A 17331-nucleotide genomic window follows, 5' to 3' on the forward strand; every position below is an offset into this window, starting at 1 on the left:
TATTGCACGGCTTCCTCGAGGTGGTCCGGGGATAAGTGCGCGTAACTGTGTCGACGCTGGTGGTCTCCAGGCAGCCGGCCACCGTATCCGCGATTGATGTGAAGCAACTGGCTAGCTGAGGACGAGACCAAAAGCAGGGCGCGTCGTGTCGGTCGAGGCGGATGTCGCAACGAAGACAGTGATCCGTATGCAAGTGCTTAACATGACGGCAAATTTCAACAACAAGTGTCATTCGCCATGATCTATACCGCTGCCATCCTCTTGAGCCTCGTCGGCTACTTCATAATCGGCAATCTGGCCGGCCGCCAGGTCAAGAATCTCGACGACTACCTGGTCGCCGGGCGTAACGCCCCCACGCTGATGATCCTCGGCACCCTGGTCGCCAGCTACCTGAGTACCAGTGCCTTTCTGGGCGAGACCGGTTTCGCCTACCAGGGGTATCCCTTCGTCATGCTGATCTTCGCCGCCATCAGCACCTCGGGCTGTCTGCTCGGGGCGCTGGTGTTCGGCCGTTACCTGCGCCGCAGCGAGGCGCTGACGGTGCCTGAGTTCTTCGGCAAGCGCTTCGCTTCGAAACGCGTGCAGATGATCGCCGGGCTCACCACCGTATTCGGGCTAGGGGCTTACTTGCTGGGCGTGATGCAGGGGGCCGGCATCATGTTCGAGGAGCTCACCGGCTTGCCCTATTGGGCCGGGTTGGTGCTGGTATGGCTCACCTACACCGGGTTCATTCTCTACTCCGGCTCCCAGGGCGTGGTGCTCACCGACACCGTGATGTTCGTGATTTTCTCCATTGCCGCGGTGGGCGGCTCGCTCTACATCATCAGCGATCTCGGCGGCTGGTCGGGGGTGATCGAGGGGCTGCTGGCGCAGTCCGACAAGCCCGGCATCGCGCTGTGGCACGGCGTGATCGAGGGTGAGGGAGCGACCTTCTCATCACCCGGTGAAGCGCTCATCTGGGGGCTGACGCTGGGGCTGGTATGGGCCACGGTGCTGGCGGCCAGCCCCTGGCAGGCGAGCCGCTATCTGATGGCGCGCAACGAGCACGTGGTGATGCGCTCGGCCATGCTCACCGCCGTGGTGCTGGCGGTCTTCTACGCGCTGATGATGATGACCGGCGCGGCGATCAACCTCTACGACCCGACGCTCGACGGCGAGCGTGCCATGGTGTGGGCGGCGCTCAACGTGCTGCCGAGCTGGCTCGGCATCATCATCCTCACTGGCGTGTTTGCCGCCGGACTCTCCTCGTGCTCGACCTTTCTGTCGATCATCGGCTTCAGTCTCGCCCACGATATCCTGCCGTCTTCGCGCAGCCAGCGCAGTGCCATGCGGGCCAGCCGCATCGGCGTGCTGGTGGCCGGGCTGGTAGCGCTGCTGCTGGCACTCTTCCAGCCGCCGGCGGTGATGGCAGTGGTATGGTTCGCCGCTACGCTGTTCGCCTCCTCCTGGGGACCGGTGGCGCTGATGAGCATCTGGAGCCGTCGGATTACCGCCGCTGGTGCCGGCTGGGGCCTGGGGGTCGGCTTCGTCGGCAACCTGATCTTGTCGCTGATGGTGCAGGCGGAATGGGTCTCGCTGCCCGTTTATCTCCACCCGGTGATACTCAGCACCCTGGTGGCGCTGGTGGCGATCGTGATCGTCTCCAGGTTGACCCATGTCAGCCAGGCAGAGAGTGAGTACCGCGCCTTTCTGCACCGTAGCCCGGTGGAGAACGAGCGCAGCTGGGCGGCGGTCAGTCGACGGGTGGCCGGGGCGACCATGCTGGCCGGCGTCGCGGTGGGAGCCTTTCTATGGTGGCAGTACGCCGGCTCGCTGGCGGCGCTGGCCGGACGTTTCGGCGTGGCCGATAGCGCGGTGACCGGCGCCTACCTGCTGGCGACGGGCTGCGGCGTCATGCTGGTGATCGCCGGTGCGGTGGGCTTCCGCCTGGTGAGCGCACACAGCACGAAAGTCGGCAGCGCCCACATGGCGAAGCCCTGATAGGGTGAGTAGCCGTGCCTCTCTTCGTGCGTAGACCATCATAGGTACTTTTGACGGTTTGGTGCTATCATTGATTGCATTGAGATCGTATGGAGAGGCTAGTATGGCATCGATCACGATTCGCAATTTGGACGAGCAAATAAAGGCTCAGCTTCGTATGGAAGCGGCCAAGCATGGCCACTCCATGGAAGAGGAGGTGCGTATTATTCTTCGCGGCGCCTTGAACCAGCCTCAAAAAGGGGGATTAGGCAGCCGTATACGAGAGCGCTTTGCAACAGCGGGAGGTGTCGAGCTGGAGATGCCAGCCAGGTCTGACAAGCCTCGCGCTCCGGACCTCGACGTATGATCGTCCTGGATACCAATGTGCTATCCGAGCTTATGCGGCCCACACCAGACGCGTGCGTTGTCGACTGGTTGGATAGCCAAGATGCGAGTGAAGTGACTATTACCGCTATTACCGTGGCGGAAATACTCTATGGCATCGAGCGCTTGCCCAGTGGCAAGCGCCAACGCCGTTTCGCCGCCATGGCAGCAGCGATGTTCGAGGAAGATTTTGCAGGCCGCATTCTGCCGTTCGATGAGGTGGCGGCGGTGCACTACGCAGAATCAGTAGCAATCAGTGAGCGTGCAGGCAGGGTGGTGCATACCGCTGACGCTCAAATCGCCGCGATCTGTCGGCAGCATCACGCGACGCTGGCGACACGCAACGTGAAGGACTTCGAGGCGCTTGGCATCGATATACTCAATCCGTGGGGGCATCGCTCAGCGCCAAGATCGTAGGTGTCGGACGATGCTCCCTCGTCATTGCCATCAGGCCTCGGTCAACGAACTCGCCTTGTGCCGGACTTCATCGGTCAGCGCCTTCAGAGCGTCATCGTGCTGCAGCAGCTCGAGCGCGTCACGTACGGCGCGGCGAATCGCATCGCGTTGTTCTTCCATGGTGGTCGTCCCGCGCAGCACGTCGAGCAGGGGCGTCTCCAGGTACAGAGGATGATGGCGATTGGCCGGGCGTTCCTCGAGGTGATCGTAGAAGTGCCAGCCCCGGTGAGGCGTCCGCTCGCGAAGCTGTTGCACGAGTCGCCGATAGCTCGGCAGTTGCGGGTAGATGTCGTGCAGCTTGACCGAGAAGTCGAGAATGACGTTCAGCATCACCCGGTCGGTATGCCGGTTCTGCACCAGGTGGTCGCGCCCGTCGAGAATCACCCCCACGAACAGCCCCGGCATCCAGTGAAGGGGCCCACCGGCGGGGATCAGCTCGAACCCCAGCCGGCCCCAGCGCGTCTTGGGGCTGCGTCCTTCATAGCGCTCCGCGAGCGGCCATTCCTCGTACGCCAGCGGTGTCAGCGCATCCGCCAGTTGCTCCGGAAAACGCCACGCCACCGGGTAGAACGCCACCGCCTGATGGCTGATCGGCGCCGCCGGATGCAGCCCCTCGTGCCGTAACAGGGCCAGGAAGCTGGCGATATGAAAGTGCTCCGTCGGGTCGCTCAGCGTTTTGTGGCGTGCCTCGAGCAGTTTGTACACGTCCTCCCAGCACAGGCAGCCGTGCGCTTCCGGCCGATGCTGACCGGTATTGGCGGAGACCACGATCACCCGCGCGGACTTGCCGGGAAACTCCGACGCCGCCAGCTCGCGATACTTGTTCACCTGCTCGGCCGAGAGCGGCGCATGCACCTTGTGCTCGAAAAGCAGGGCGCCGCCCGGCCACTGGGCGAGCATGTCGAGCCGCGCCCCCGGATAGGGCGCTTGTGTCTCCCAGGTGATGTCCTGATCGGCATCGGGCAGCTCGAGGCGATCGGCCTCCGGCACATGGCTCATGACGGTGTCGAGAAAGGCATCGGCCACCTCGCGGGAATTCCGCAGCAGCCAGGCGAAAATCTCGGTGAGGTAATCCTCGAGGCTATCGCGGCCTTCTCGGGGGCGATAGCGGCGGAGGCTGACCAGCAGGGAGTCGTCCATCGATGCAGTCCTGGCAGTAAAGGGAAGGGGCGCCATGTGTCACGGCGCGCAAGGCGCGTAAAGGTACCTTGTAAAGGACGCGATCCCAAGCCCGGTGGTCATGGTGAAGGACCATTACGAAAGATCATTGCGAAAGGCCATCGCGAAGGGCCATCGCTCCCTCCTGACCTGCACGCCTCGCCCCCGTTCATCGCCAGCACAAGCGCCAGGGGTTCGTGTTTAGACAAAAGTCTTTCTAGGCGCTCCACATAGTGAATACTAGTATATCAGTCGGCTCCATAGAGAGCCTTCGATGCCAGCGCCTGTATCAGCGAACGGAGAGCACAACAAATGACATACTCACTCCCAGCCATCATAGGCCGCACTCTGGTTGGTTCCGCATTGGTGGGAACGGCCATGTTTGCCGGAAATGTCTACGCACAAAGCACGGCGACCATCAAGGTCGCGAGTTACTTCGCGGAAGATCATCCTCAGAACGTGGCCATCCGCGAAAAATTCAAGCCGTATGTCGAAAGCCATTCCGACATGCAGGTGAAGATCTACCCCAACAGCTCGCTCGGCGACGAGCGGCAATACACCAATGGCGTCAGAACCGGCAGCATCGAAATGGCGATTGCCGGTATGGGGCTGCAGACCGCCAAGCCGCAAATCGGGTTTCCCGAGTGGCCGTTCCTGTTCGAAGACTATGATCAAGCGCAGTCGATGCTGAATGGTCCTGTCGGCGAGAAGATCGATCCCTATTTCCGCGAGCTGGGGGTAGAACCCCTGGCGTGGACGGCGAATGGGTTCCGGGTTTTCTCGAGCAAGGAAAAAATCGACAGCATGGACGACTTCGATGGCTTCAAGCTGAGAATGCCCAACCTGGAACTGTACGTGGACGTGGGGCAGGCGTTAGGCGCCAACGTGCAGACCATGGGCATGTCCGAAGTTTACCCGGCGCTCGAGCAGGGAGTGATCGATGGACAGGATAACCCCCTCGCCACGCTGTATCGCTCGGGATGGTACGAGGTGCAGAACAACGTGCTGGAAAGTCGGCACATGTTCAGCCCCAACGTGTACCTGATGAACCAGCAGTTTTACGACAATCTGAGCGATGACGAGAAAGACGTCATCCAGGAAGCCGCTCGCCAATCCATGGAGATGGAGTGGCAACTGATGCGCGAATCCGCCTCCGAGATCAAGCAAGAGCTCGAGAAGGCCGGCCTGGAAGTGACGGAACCGAGCCAGGCACTTCACGATGAAATGGTGAAAGCCGTTCAGCCGATCTATGACGACTTTTACAGTCAGTACGACTGGGCTGAAGACATGGTGAAGATGGTACGTGAAGGTTCCTGAGGTTCGTCATACGCATGCCATGCGAACTCCTGGAGTTCGCATGGCAAAACCGAGTGGACAAGAGGTGGTTTCATGTCGATGACGACCTTGTTCGGTTTCTTGAAAACATCCATCAGGCTGGCCATTGCCGTGGCCCTGGTGCTGATGGTGGGGTTCGTCTTTACCAATGTCGTGCTCCGCTATGCCTTCGACAGCGGGCTGACATGGTCCAGTGAGGTGGCGCGATACCTCTTCGTGTGGGTCGTGTTCCTGGGCTCCATCCTCGCCGTGATGGAACATAGCCACCTGGGCGTGGACATCCTGGTGCGCCACATTCCCGGCTGGCTTCAGAAGCTGCTGTTCCTGCTGACGACGGCCCTGACCGTGGCGGTGATGACCCTCGTGGTCAAAGGGCTTCTGGTCCTGATCGAACTGAACGTGGGAATTACCGGGCCCGCCACCGATATTCCCATCAACAATTACTACTATGCCGGCATGATCGCGGCCATTCTGATGTCCGCAGTGATGGCGTACCAGGCGTTGAGCTTCGTCCTGACCGGCCGCAATGGCCCCACATGGGCCTACGATCGTGACCAGGAGTCGGTGTCATGATGGTCGTCGTCTTCCTCGCCGTGCTGTTCTCGTTGATGTTGATCGGCATGCCGATCGCCTTCGCCATGCTCAGCTCCGCCGTGGTGATGATGTGGACCCAGGACATGTTCAATGTCACGACACTGGCCGAGCACTTCATCACCGGGGCCAACAGCTTTGCCTTGATGGCCATTCCCTTTTTCATCCTGACCGGCGAGATCATGAATGCCGGGGGCGTTTCCAAGCGCATCGTCGACTTTGCCTCGTCACTGGTGGGCCATGTGAAAGGCGGCCTGGGCTATGTCGCCATCGTGGCCGGGGTGATCTTTGCCGGGTTATCCGGCTCCGCCGTTGCCGATACCGCGGCACTGGGCTCGATCCTCATTCCCATGATGGTGGCGCAAGGCTACGAGAAGAAGCGCTCGACCGCGCTGGTGGCGTCCGTCGGCATCGTGGGCACCGTGATTCCGCCGAGCATCCCCTTGATTCTTTACGGGGTCGTGGGCGGTGTCTCGATTACCGGGTTGTTCATGGGCGGCATCGTGCCCGGGATCATCATGGCGATCGGCATGACGTTCACCTGGTGGCTGGTCGCGCGCAAAGCCGATACCAAGCGGCTCGAGCGTGCCAACTGGCAGGCGCGGCTTCACAGCTTCAAGCGTGCCTTCTGGGCCTTGCTGTTGCCCCTGATCATCATCGTCGGGCTGCGCGGCGGCGTGTTCACGCCGACAGAAGCGGGCGTCGTCGCCGCGGTATACGCGCTGTTGATCAGCCTCTGCTATCGAGAAATTCGCCTGACGCAGCTGTTCGATGTGCTCACCAATACCGCCAAGACCACGGCCATCGTGATGCTGATCGCCTCGGCGGCCATTGTCACGGCATATGCGATCACGGTAGCGCAGGTTCCCGCCCAGATCGCGGCAGGGCTCACGAGCATTACCGACAGCCCGACCCTGATGCTCTTGATCATCATGGTCATACTGCTGCTGTTCGGCTGCGTGATGGACATGACCCCCGCCGTGCTGATTTTCGCGCCCGTGCTGATCCCGGTGGTCGAGCAGCTCGGTATCGATCCCATCTACTTCGGTGTGGTGATGATCATCAACCTCTCCATCGGCTTGATCACACCGCCGGTGGGCACGGTGCTCTATGTAGGGTGCAGCATCAGCCGAATCAGCATCATCGACATTTCGCGCGGCATATGGCCGATGCTGTTGATGTACGTGGCGATCCTGTTTGCACTGATTCTCTTCCCCGAGATCGTGACCTATCCCTTAAGTATTCTGCACAACGGTTGAATGATGGAGCTGACATGAAAAGAAGCATGCCGCGCAGACGGCGCTACGATCAGGCACTGAGCATCGCGGAGCTTGCCGAGATCGCACGCCGACGGCTTCCGAACTTCGTCTATGAATACATTCATGGCGGCGCCGACGACGAAGTCAGCCTGCGCAACAATCGGGCCGTCTTCAACCGCTACCGGTTCACGCCCAAGACGCTGACCGATGTCAGTCAGCGGGATCTCGGCCGAGACCTGCTGGGCCACCGGGTGAGCATGCCGGTCGTGATCGGGCCGACGGGGTTCAACGGCATGATCACCCAGGACGGGGACTCCAAGTTGGCCCGCGCAGCGGCGGACCGGGGGATTCCGTTCACGCTGAGCAATGCCTCGACCGAGCCGCTGGAAGAGATCGCCAAGGTCCCCGGTGGATGGCCATGGATGCAGATCTACTTCTATCGCGACCATGACTATGTGAAGAACCTGGTCGACCGCTGCCGGGCGTCGGGCTACGACACCATCGTCGTGACCACGGACAGCGCCATCTACGGCAACCGGGAGTGGGACACGCGCAATTACGCGCGTCCCTTCGTGCTCAACTGGCGCAACAAGCTGCATGTGTTGAGCAGGCCCGGCTGGATGAAGGATGTGCTGTATCCGCATGGCGTGCCGACCTTCAAGAACCTGGGGGACCTCCTGCCGCCCGAGGATTCCTCCGTGCAGGGCGCAGCCGCCGAGATAGGCAAGCACTTGATGCCCTCCCTGAACTGGGAGGACATTCGCTGGCTGCGGGACAATTGGTCCGGCAACCTGCTGATCAAGGGCATCCTGTCGGTGGAAGAAGCCCGCACGGCGGTGGAATACGGCATCGACGGCATCGTGCTGTCCAACCACGGCGGACGCCAACTGGACAGCTCCGTCTCGCCGATGGAGATCCTCCCCGAGGTCAGGGCCGCCGTCGGCGATGCGCTCACCATCTTGCTGGACGGCGGCTTCAGACGCGGCAGCGACATTCTCAAGGCGGTGCTGCTGGGGGCGGACGCGGTGCTGCTCGGCCGCACGACCCTCTACGGGCTCGGCGCGGGCGGCCAGGCGGGCGTCGAGCATGCACTTGGCTTACTGCACAAGGAGATGGACCGCACCCTGGGGCTTCTCGGATGCAGCAACCTGCAGGAGCTCGACCGCTCGTTGATACGCGATATCTGCGCGCCGCAAACGGTTAGCCCCGCCTAGGGCGGCAGGGTAGGATGGGCGGTAACAGAGCGTAATCTGCCGCGTCAGCCAGGAGCCAAAAGCATGATGAAAGGGGTGCAGGAACGGTCGTCGAGTGATCGTGCCTATAGCGATATACGCGACAAGATCATCACCACCGTACTGAAACCCGGTGAAAGGATTCATGAAAAAGCGCTGTCGGAAGAGTTCGGCATCAGCCGCACGCCGATTCGCGAAGCCCTGATGCGACTGCGCTACGACGGCTTCGTCGATATCTTCGCCCAGCGCGGCACCTTCGTGACGCCCATCCGCCTCGATGTCATCAAGGCGGCTCACTACACGCGCTCGGTGCTGGAATGCGCCCTGATACGCGACGCCGCCATGCAATGCAGCGACCGCGATGCTCGAGATCTGTACGACAATCTCGAGCATCAGCGGCTCGTGTATCGGCAAGGGCAGTACTACAAGATCGAAACCCTCGACGAAGAGCTTCATCAAAAGATTGCCGACATCGCGGGGCAACCCTCAGTCTGGCAAATCATTTACCACGTTCAGCTGCATATCAACCGAGTGCGGATGCTGTTTCTCAACGAAGAGCGCGTGCCCGCCATCGTCGAGGAACACACGCGGATCATCGACGCCATCGCCAACCGCGACCCCGAGGCTGCGGAAAGCGCCATGAAAGCGCATTTGCAGTACATGGACGAGAACATCCAGAAGCTTGCCGAAAGCTACTCGGAATATCTGTCTTGAGCGGGTGGGGCTTGGGCTCATCATCGAGCGAGGGCGGACCGTAGACCTCCCCGTTACCGTGCCTGGCTGTGTATGATGTTGCCCACCAATGAGCATCAAGCACGCGGGGAAGCACCTTGAATACGGAGAGTCATTCTCAGTTGGCCGCCTTCATCTGGTCCGTGGCGGACCTGCTGCGCGGCAATTTCCGGCAATCCCAGTATGGTCGCATCATCCTGCCGTTTACGCTGTTACGGCGCCTGGAGTGTGTGCTCGAGCCTTCCAAGGAGGCCGTACTGACGGCGGCGCATACCCATCAGGCGAAGCCCGACCCCGTCCGCGAGAAACTGCTGCTGCGCGCGGCCGAACAACCCTTCTTCAACGCATCACCGCTGAGTCTAGGCACGCTGTCCGATACCCAAACCGCCGATGACCTGCTGAGCTATGTGCAGTCCTTCAGTCAGGACGCGCGGGAAATCTTCGAGCACTTCGAGTTCGAGAACTTCGTCCAGCAGCTCGGCGCCGGCGATCTGCTCTATCAAGTCGTGCAGCGCTTTGCTGCCATGGACCTGAGTCCTCAGCGGCTTTCCCACTACGGCATGGGGCTGGTGTTCGAGGAGCTGATTCGCAAGTTCGCCGAAAGCTCCAATGACACCGCCGGGGAACACTTCACCCCGCGCGATATCGTCCACCTGACGACCTCGCTGGTGCTTACCGGGCAGGATGACAAGCTCACTCATGACGGCATCGTAACCGTTTACGATCCGACGGCGGGTACAGGCGGCTTTCTTTCCGAAAGCGACGAGTACATGCAGCAGGTCAGCGGCGGCATGAGCGTTTCACCGCATGGACAGGAGCTCAACCCCGAGTCCTACGCGATCTGCAAGGCCGACATGCTGATCAAGGGTCAGGAAGTCAATCAGATCAAGCTGGGCAATACGCTTTCCAATGATCAACTGGACGGTGAACGTTTCGACTTCATGCTCTCCAACCCGCCGTTTGGGGTGGAGTGGAAGAATGTACAGAAGGTGATCACCGACGAGCACAAGCACAAGGGCTACGATGGCCGCTTTGGTCCTGGCTTGCCGCGCGTTTCGGATGGTTCGCTGCTGTTCTTGATGCACTTGGTGAGCAAGATGCGCCCCCGGCAGGAAGGCGGCTCACGCATCGGCATCATCTTAAACGGCTCGCCGCTGTTCACTGGCGGCGCCGGCAGCGGCGAATCCGAAATTCGTCGCTACCTACTGCAGCATGATCTGGTGGAAGCCATCGTCGGTCTGCCCACGGACATGTTCTACAACACCGGCATCGCCACCTACGTATGGATTCTCTCTAACAATAAGTCCGCCGAGCGCCGGGGCCAGGTACAACTGATCGATGCCACCGGTCGCGCCAGCAAGATGCGCAAGTCTCTGGGCAGCAAGCGCCAGTTCGTCGCCGACCGGGATATCGAGGAGATCGTACGGCTCTACGGCGCCTTTCAGGAAAGCGAGGAGAGCAAGCTGTTCCCGGTCGAGGCCTTCGGCTACCGCCGCATCACGGTGGAGCGCCCGTTGCGCCTCAACTTCCAGGCTAGCCCAGAGCGCCTGGCACGGCTCGATGACGAGAAGGCCATCCAGAAACTCGACGTGGGAGAGTGCGAAGCGCTCAAGGGTGCCTGCGCGACTTTCGACCCTGAGCAGGTCTATACCAACCGCGACGCCTTCACCCAGGCACTGAAAGCCGCCTTGGCGGAGGCCGGGTTGAAGATCGGCGCGCCGGTACAAAAAGCCATTCTTAATACTCTCTCCGAGCGCGACCCAGAGGCGGACATTTGCCGTGACAAGAAGGGCAATCCCGAGCCCGACACCGGCCTGCGCGATAACGAGAACGTGCCGCTGGATGAGTCGGTGTTCGACTACTTCGAGCGCGAGGTGAAGCCCCACGTCTCCGACGCCTGGATCGACGAGGAGAAGCGCGACCCGCTGGATGGCCGCATCGGCATCGTCGGCTTCGAGATTCCCTTCAACCGGCATTTCTACCAGTTCACGCCGCCGCGTCCGCTGGAAGAGATCGACGCCGACCTCAAGACCTGCACCGACCGGATCAAGCAGATGATCGAGGATCTGTCGGCATGAGTAGTTATAGTCACTTGAATAGTGCGTTGACAGTCAGGCTTCGTCGCTACAGCATGATGGACGACATACCCGCCATGCCTCTCATCGATGCACACTTTGGCGGTTTTTTTGTGTCTGGCAGCGGGCCAACTGGTTCTCACTTGAAGGAAGCAGGCGAAAATCAAGTGGAGGAAGTGTAGGCATGAGCTTCCCGAAATATCCCGAATACAAGGATTCCGGCGTCGAGTGGCTGGGGGAGGTACCGGCACATTGGCAAGTCAAACGAATGCGGTTTGTTGCCACGTTAAACCCCTCCAAGTCAGAAGTTCGGCACTGGCCTGACACAGCTGAAGTCAGCTTCATTCCGATGGAGGCCGTTGGCGAAGATGGCTCCCTAGATCTCACCCAGACCCGCCCTCTAGGTGAAGTTGTTGGTGGTTACACCTACCTCAGCGAAGGCGATGTCACTTTTGCAAAAATCACCCCCTGCTTTGAAAACGGAAAGGGAGCGATAATGCAGGGCCTCTGTGAAGGGGTCGGTTTCGGTACAACAGAGCTGACTGTTGCACGCCCAGATACCTCTCAGGTGACCGGGGGCTATCTTTATCGAGTGATCTCCTCGCGGCCTTTTAGAGAGCTGGGAGAGTCGCATATGTATGGCGCGGGCGGCCAGAAGCGTGTGCCTGATGACTTCTTGCGTAACTTCGAGTTGGCGTGGCCACCTGTCCCAGAGCAGGCCAGCATCGCTGCCTTCCTCGACCATGAAACATCCCGCATTGATGCCTTGGTGGAGCAGCAGCAATGCCTTATCGAGCTACTCAAGGAAAAGCGCCAGGCGGTGATCTCCCATGCCGTCACCAAGGGGCTGGACCCTGATGTGCCAATGAAGGACTCTGGGGTAGAGTGGCTGGGGGAAGTGCCGGCGCATTGGAATGTTGTGGCTTTACGTCGAGTTTTAAAGCGGATTGAGCAAGGATGGAGCCCCGAATGTTTTAACTTCCCAGCAGATGAGGGCGCGTGGGGAGTTCTTAAAGCTGGGGCAGTGAATAATGGAATTTATCGAGAGGACGAAAACAAGGCTTTGCCAGAGGGGGTTGAGCCAAGAAGTAATATTGAGGTTATGGCTGGTGATCTTCTGATGTGTCGTGCCAGCGGCTCCCCTGACTTAATAGGATCAGCGGCTTATGTGGGGGCGACCAGGCCAATGATAATGCTGTCCGATAAGATTTTTAGGCTTGTGGTGAGGGAAGGTACATGCCCTGAGTTTGTTTCGTTGGCTCTTGGCAGTATTCCGCTTCGTCGTCAGATTGAGTTGTCAATTAATGGGGCTGAGGGGCTTGCAAATAACCTCTCTCAATCCTCAATAAAAAACCTCAAGATTGCGCTACCCCCAATGCTGGAGCAGCGCCAAATTATGTCAGCAACAACAGGTATTCTGGATGGTCTTAAAAAACAGTTGGACTTAGCTGCCGATACTGTCGAATTGCTCCAAGAGCGTCGCTCAGCCTTAATCTCCGCCGCTGTTACTGGAAAGATCGACGTGCGCGGTTGGAAGGCCGAGCAACACTTCGAGCAGCCTGAGGTACTTATGGCCGCCGAGGAACGCGCTACTTACGTCTAAGAACAAGGAACCAAGATGATCCAAGGACGCAGCATTCGGCTCTTTCTGGTGGACGGTGTCCCCAACGGCCTGCTAACCGCTGAGATCATGAACTGGACCGGCCACGTGCTCACCGGGCCGCGCAGCAAGCTGAGCGAGTTGGTCCAGCGTCCCGAGTGCGGGCGCACCGGTATCTATTTTCTGGTCGGCACGGACCCCGATGGCGACCTAAGGCCCTTGGTCTACATCGGCGAAAGTGACGATGTTGCTACGCGACTGAAACAGCACAATCGGCCGGAGGAAAAAGGGGGCAAGGATTTTTGGGAAAAGGTCTGTCTCGTCACGAGCAAAGACCAGAACCTGACCAAGGCTCACGTGAAGTTTTTGGAAAGCTTGCTGATCCAAAATGCCGGTGCCATGGGACGTTGTAAGCTGGCCAATGGTACTGCGCATGAGTATATCGGCCTTCCAGAATCCGACCGTGCCGATATGGCATTTTTCATGGAGCAGATCCGTACGGTATTGCCCGTCCTCGGGCTGGACTTTCTGCGCAGCACCGCGAAACCTTCCTCGAACCAGCAGCCTGAGCCGTTCACGCCAGCGCAGCCTGAATCGCATCCGCTGGCGGGGGCGGAAAACCCTCGGCTGAAAATGGAGGTCAAAAAACACAATATCGTGGCCTTTGCTCAAGAGTTCGATGGTGAGTTCGTTGTCCTCGAGGGTTCCCTGGCCAGGGGAGAGTGGATAGACCTAAAACATAACTATCGCCACCTCTATAAGCAGCTCTGCGATGAGGGCGTGCTCGTGGACGACGGTAATGGCTTCAAGACGTTCGTACGCGACTATGGCTTCACGAGCCCCAGCCCAGCTGCAGCCATCGTTGCAGGGCGAGCCGCAAACGGCCGTATGGACTGGAAGGTAGAGGCGACGGGGCAGTCTTATGCCGACTGGCAGGATCAGCAGGTGAGCGCCGCTGCGCCATCAACGGATCAGTAGCCGGGCTGACATATAGTGCTGCAATCCCCGTTTTGCCCCTCCGCTGGCGAGATCACGGTTTAGCAAAACCCGTGAAAACGGCCTTGGTGGCCGTTTTCATCACGCGATATAAACCGGTGCGAGATGACGCTTGCTCTCTTTTCCCGACCGACATGCCTTCTAAACGAGGGAAGCCAGCGTTTTTGATATTTTGCCGCACCGCCTCCCCATAGAGTGTGTGCCGTCCTAAGTAGACTTCTCCTTATGTTCTCAAACCGTTAGGCTGTTTCAAAAGATTACGCCGAACGCAGGGAATGATATGGCGGACAGTCGGGAACACCGATTCCAGCAGGACATCATCGAGGCCATGACCGAGGCGGGGTGGCAAGTCGGCACCTCCAGCGGCTATGACCGCGCCACGGCGCTCTACACGGAAGACGTGATTGCCTATCAACGGGAAGCGTGGCCCGAGCGCTGGGAAAAATTCTGCCAGGCCAATCCCCGCGCGCCAGAGAACGTGCTGATCCAGAAGCTCGTCCGCGAGCTGGAAAAGGCCGATACGCTCGATGTGTTGCGCCATGGCTTCAAGGTGCCGGGGGTGAAGCTCGACCTGTGCAGCTTCAAGCCCGACCATGCCATGAACCCCGACTCTCTGGCCCGCTATCGCGCCAATCGCCTGCGCGTGGTGCCGGAGGTCTCCTATTCCCCGCATGCCCGCGAGCAAGGCAAGGGCGGGCAGGCCTATAATCCCCGCCTCGACCTTGTACTGTTCGTCAACGGCATTCCCACCGCGACGCTGGAACTCAAGAGCGCATTCAAGCAGTCCGTGGAGAACGCCAAACGCCAGTATCGCTTCGACCGCCCGATCAAGGACCCGGTCACGCGCAAGGCCGAGCCGCTGCTTACCTTCAAGCGCGGTGCTCTGGTGCATTTCGCCGTCAGTCAGTCGGAAGTCGCCATGACGACTCGGCTGGCGGGTAAGGAAACCTTCTTCTTGCCCTTCAATCGGGGCACCGAGGATGGCGGCGCGGGTAATCCTCTGCCTGAGGATGAACGCCGCTACGCAACCGATTATCTCTGGCGGGAAGTGCTTCAACCGGATGCCTGGCTGAAGATCCTGGGGCGTTTTCTGCACCTGGAGAAAAAGACCAGCGAGGATTTCCACGGCCGCCGCCACACCAAGGAAACCCTCATCTTTCCGCGCTACCACCAGTGGGAAGCAGTCAACCGGCTGATTCACGCCACGCGCGAGGAGGGGGCCGGCCAGCGATATCTGGTACAGCACAGCGCTGGCTCCGGCAAGTCCAACTCCATTGCATGGTGTGCTCACCAGCTGGCCAACCTCTATTCCGAGGACGGTGCCAAGCTCTTCAACTCGGTAATCGTGGTGACCGACCGCACAGTGCTCGACAGCCAGTTGCAGGACACCATCTATCAGTTCGAGCATGCCCACGGCGTGGTGTGCCCGATCACACGTGACGTTGGTAGTCAGAGCAAATCCGAGCAGCTTGCCGAGGCTCTGGCCAGCAACACGCGGATCATCATCGTCACCATTCAGACGTTTCCTGCGCTCTTCGATGCCCTGGACAAGCGGCCCAAGCTCGCCGAGGGCCGCTACGCGGTGATCGCCGATGAGGCGCACTCTTCGCAGACCGGTAGCTCGGCGAGCAAGCTCAAGGCCCTGTTGGCGGCAGCGGGAGAAAACCTGGTAGATGAAGAAGAAGTGAGTACAGAAGCGCTGATGGATGCCGCCGTGGCGGCTCGTCGCCCGAGCGAGCGCATCAGCTATTACGCTTTTACCGCCACCCCCAAGGCCAAGACGCTGGAGCTGTTCGGCCGGCCACCCGACCCGACGTTACCCGCAGGTGACGATAACAAGCCCGAACCGTTCCACCTCTACTCCATGCGGCAGGCCATCGAGGAAGGTTTCATTCTCGATGTGCTCAAGAATTACGTTACCTACGGTACCGCGTGGAGACTGGCCCACCCGGAGGCCGACGCCCAGGAGGTGGAGTCCAAGAAGGCGTCTCGAACCCTGGCACGTTGGGTGCGTCTGCATCCCTACAATATCTCCCAGCGGGTCGAGATCATCGTCGAGCATTTTCGTGCCAATGTACGCCACCTGCTGGATCGCCAAGCCAAGGCCATGGTGGTCACCGCTAGTCGACAAGAGGCCGTACGCTATCAACTGGCCATGCGCGATTACATCGCCGACAAAGGCTATGACAACGTGTATCCGCTGGTGGCCTTCTCGGGTAGCGTGCCGCCTGATGAGGTGATTCCCGAGGAAGTCACCGAGACCAGTCAGCGACTCAATCCAGGGCTCAATGGCCGCGATCTGGCCGAAGCATTCGATACCGATGACTACAACGTCATGATCGCCGCCAACAAGTTTCAGACCGGCTTCGACCAGCCCAAGCTGTGCGCCATGTACGTGGACAAGAAGCTCCAGGGCGTGGACTGCGTACAGACCCTCTCGCGGCTCAACCGGCTGTATCCTGGCAAGGAAACCTTCGTTCTCGACTTCTACAACGATGCCAAGGATATTCTCGATGCCTTCGCGCCGTATTACCGGCAGGCCGAGCTGGAGGGCGTCTCCGACCCTCAGGTGGTGTTCGACCTCAAGCGCACGCTGGACGCTGCCGGTATCTACCATTGGGAGGAAGTCGATGCTTTCGCCAAGGCTTTCTATGACCCCAAGGCGCCGGCCTCCAGCCTGAGCTACCATTGCCAGCCCGCGCAGGACCGCTTTCAGAAGCGTTATAGCGCGCTGCTCGATCAGATCGACACCTGGACCGAGGCACGTCAACAGGCCGAGCAAAACGGCGATGAAAAAGGCCGGCTACGCGCCGAGCAGGAGCTAAAGGACGCCGGCACCTCCCTTGACGAGCTCGATCTCTTTCGCAAGAACCTCATCAGCTTCGTACGCTCCTACGAGTTTCTCAGCCAGATCATCACCTTCGACGATCTCGAACTGGAAGAACTGTGCGTTTACGCCAAGCACCTCCAGCCGCTACTGCGCAGTGAGCGACTGACGGACGAAGATCCGGTCGATGTCAGCGAACTGGAACTGACCCACTACCGCATGACCAAGCGCGCCGAACAACAATTGAAGCTGGAAGTCGCCGAGGCGAAGCCGCTCAAACCCGGCACCGATGTTGGCTCCGGCAAGCCCCACGACCCCGAGAAGCAGCGCCTGGCCGAGATCATCGAACGGCTCAACGATCTTTATGGGTCTGAAGTCAGCGACGACGACAAGCTGCACTTCGCCAACGGCATCGCCGACCGCATCGAGCGCGACGAAGCGGTGATGGCGCAAGTGCGCAATCACAGCGAAGACCAAGTGATGCACGGCCTATTCCCCAAGAAGGTCACCGACGCCGTACTCGATAGCATGAGCGATCAAGAAAAGCTCAGCATGCCGCTGCTGGAGGATGAGGAGACGGGCAGGCAGTTTGCAATGTTGATTCTCAAGCTGTTGGCAGGGAGGTCGAGTCGAGAAGTGTGTGCTGGAAATCAGTCTACTTCAGGAGTCGGTTATGACCGCTAACGGCCTAGAGCTATCATCCTGGAACAGGCTCATCCATCATTTA

At 59.8% G+C, this 17331-nt stretch carries 14 protein-coding genes; 13 read left to right on the forward strand and 1 reads right to left on the reverse strand.

Translation table 11 applies throughout. From position 1 onward, the window contains the following. The first annotated feature begins 237 nt into the window (after positions 1-237). The 3 genes from ABGX75_RS08655 (at position 238) to ABGX75_RS08665 (ending at position 2760) form a co-directional block, all read left to right on the forward strand. Complete coding sequence (locus ABGX75_RS08655; RefSeq protein WP_347410743.1) at positions 238-1980, forward strand: sodium:solute symporter family protein; 1743 nt, start codon at positions 238-240, stop codon at positions 1978-1980. A 103-nt stretch (positions 1981-2083) separates the two neighbouring features. After that, a complete protein-coding gene (locus ABGX75_RS08660) occupies positions 2084-2326 on the forward strand; it encodes a plasmid stabilization protein (RefSeq protein WP_035410883.1) in 243 nt (80 codons plus the stop codon). Beyond that, the gene (locus tag ABGX75_RS08665; RefSeq protein WP_347410744.1) at positions 2323-2760 is read left to right on the forward strand and encodes a type II toxin-antitoxin system VapC family toxin; all 438 of its coding nucleotides are present in this window, start codon (positions 2323-2325) and stop codon (positions 2758-2760) included. The genes ABGX75_RS08660 and ABGX75_RS08665 overlap by 4 nt, the downstream gene beginning before the upstream one ends. 30 nt (positions 2761-2790) lie before the next feature. Here the strand turns inward: ABGX75_RS08665 and ABGX75_RS08670 are convergent, their stop codons facing one another. Further along, positions 2791-3939, reverse strand: coding sequence for a hypothetical protein (locus tag ABGX75_RS08670; RefSeq protein ID WP_347410745.1), 1149 nt, complete (start codon positions 3937-3939; stop codon positions 2791-2793). Positions 3940-4269: 330 nt separating this feature from the next. Here ABGX75_RS08670 and ABGX75_RS08675 point away from each other — a divergent pair, with 330 nt between their 5' ends. From ABGX75_RS08675 to ABGX75_RS08720, 10 genes are all read left to right on the forward strand, one after another. Beyond that, positions 4270-5274 carry a TRAP transporter substrate-binding protein gene (locus ABGX75_RS08675; RefSeq protein ID WP_347410746.1) on the forward strand — a complete coding sequence of 335 codons (1005 nt, stop codon included), beginning with the start codon at positions 4270-4272 and terminating at the stop codon, positions 5272-5274. A gap of 72 nt (positions 5275-5346) precedes the next feature. Further along, on the forward strand, positions 5347-5865 hold the full coding sequence (locus ABGX75_RS08680) for a TRAP transporter small permease (RefSeq protein ID WP_011506376.1): 519 nt from the start codon (positions 5347-5349) through the stop codon (positions 5863-5865). Continuing rightward, positions 5862-7142 carry a TRAP transporter large permease gene (locus tag ABGX75_RS08685; protein WP_084075598.1) on the forward strand — a complete coding sequence of 427 codons (1281 nt, stop codon included), beginning with the start codon at positions 5862-5864 and terminating at the stop codon, positions 7140-7142. Before ABGX75_RS08680 ends, ABGX75_RS08685 begins: the two co-directional genes overlap by 4 nt. A gap of 26 nt (positions 7143-7168) precedes the next feature. After that, a complete protein-coding gene (locus tag ABGX75_RS08690) occupies positions 7169-8356 on the forward strand; it encodes an alpha-hydroxy acid oxidase (RefSeq protein ID WP_347410747.1) in 1188 nt (395 codons plus the stop codon). Positions 8357-8419: 63 nt separating this feature from the next. After that, positions 8420-9088, forward strand: a complete 669-nt coding sequence (locus tag ABGX75_RS08695) for a GntR family transcriptional regulator (protein ID WP_347410748.1) — start codon at positions 8420-8422, stop codon at positions 9086-9088. Between the two features lie 116 nt (positions 9089-9204). Further along, on the forward strand, positions 9205-11184 hold the full coding sequence (locus ABGX75_RS08700; RefSeq protein WP_347410749.1) for a class I SAM-dependent DNA methyltransferase: 1980 nt from the start codon (positions 9205-9207) through the stop codon (positions 11182-11184). After that, the gene (locus ABGX75_RS08705) at positions 11181-11363 is read left to right on the forward strand and encodes a hypothetical protein (RefSeq protein WP_280538939.1); all 183 of its coding nucleotides are present in this window, start codon (positions 11181-11183) and stop codon (positions 11361-11363) included. Before ABGX75_RS08700 ends, ABGX75_RS08705 begins: the two co-directional genes overlap by 4 nt. A gap of 2 nt (positions 11364-11365) precedes the next feature. Next, on the forward strand, positions 11366-12784 hold the full coding sequence (locus tag ABGX75_RS08710; RefSeq protein WP_347410750.1) for a hypothetical protein: 1419 nt from the start codon (positions 11366-11368) through the stop codon (positions 12782-12784). 15 nt (positions 12785-12799) lie between these two features. Then, complete coding sequence (locus ABGX75_RS08715; protein ID WP_347410751.1) at positions 12800-13759, forward strand: GIY-YIG nuclease family protein; 960 nt, start codon at positions 12800-12802, stop codon at positions 13757-13759. Between the two features lie 298 nt (positions 13760-14057). Beyond that, the gene (locus ABGX75_RS08720; protein ID WP_347410752.1) at positions 14058-17288 is read left to right on the forward strand and encodes a DEAD/DEAH box helicase family protein; all 3231 of its coding nucleotides are present in this window, start codon (positions 14058-14060) and stop codon (positions 17286-17288) included. Positions 17289-17331 lie beyond the last annotated feature (43 nt).

It is taken from the genome of Chromohalobacter sp., from assembly GCF_039830575.1.
Lineage (GTDB): Bacteria > Pseudomonadota > Gammaproteobacteria > Pseudomonadales > Halomonadaceae > Chromohalobacter > Chromohalobacter israelensis.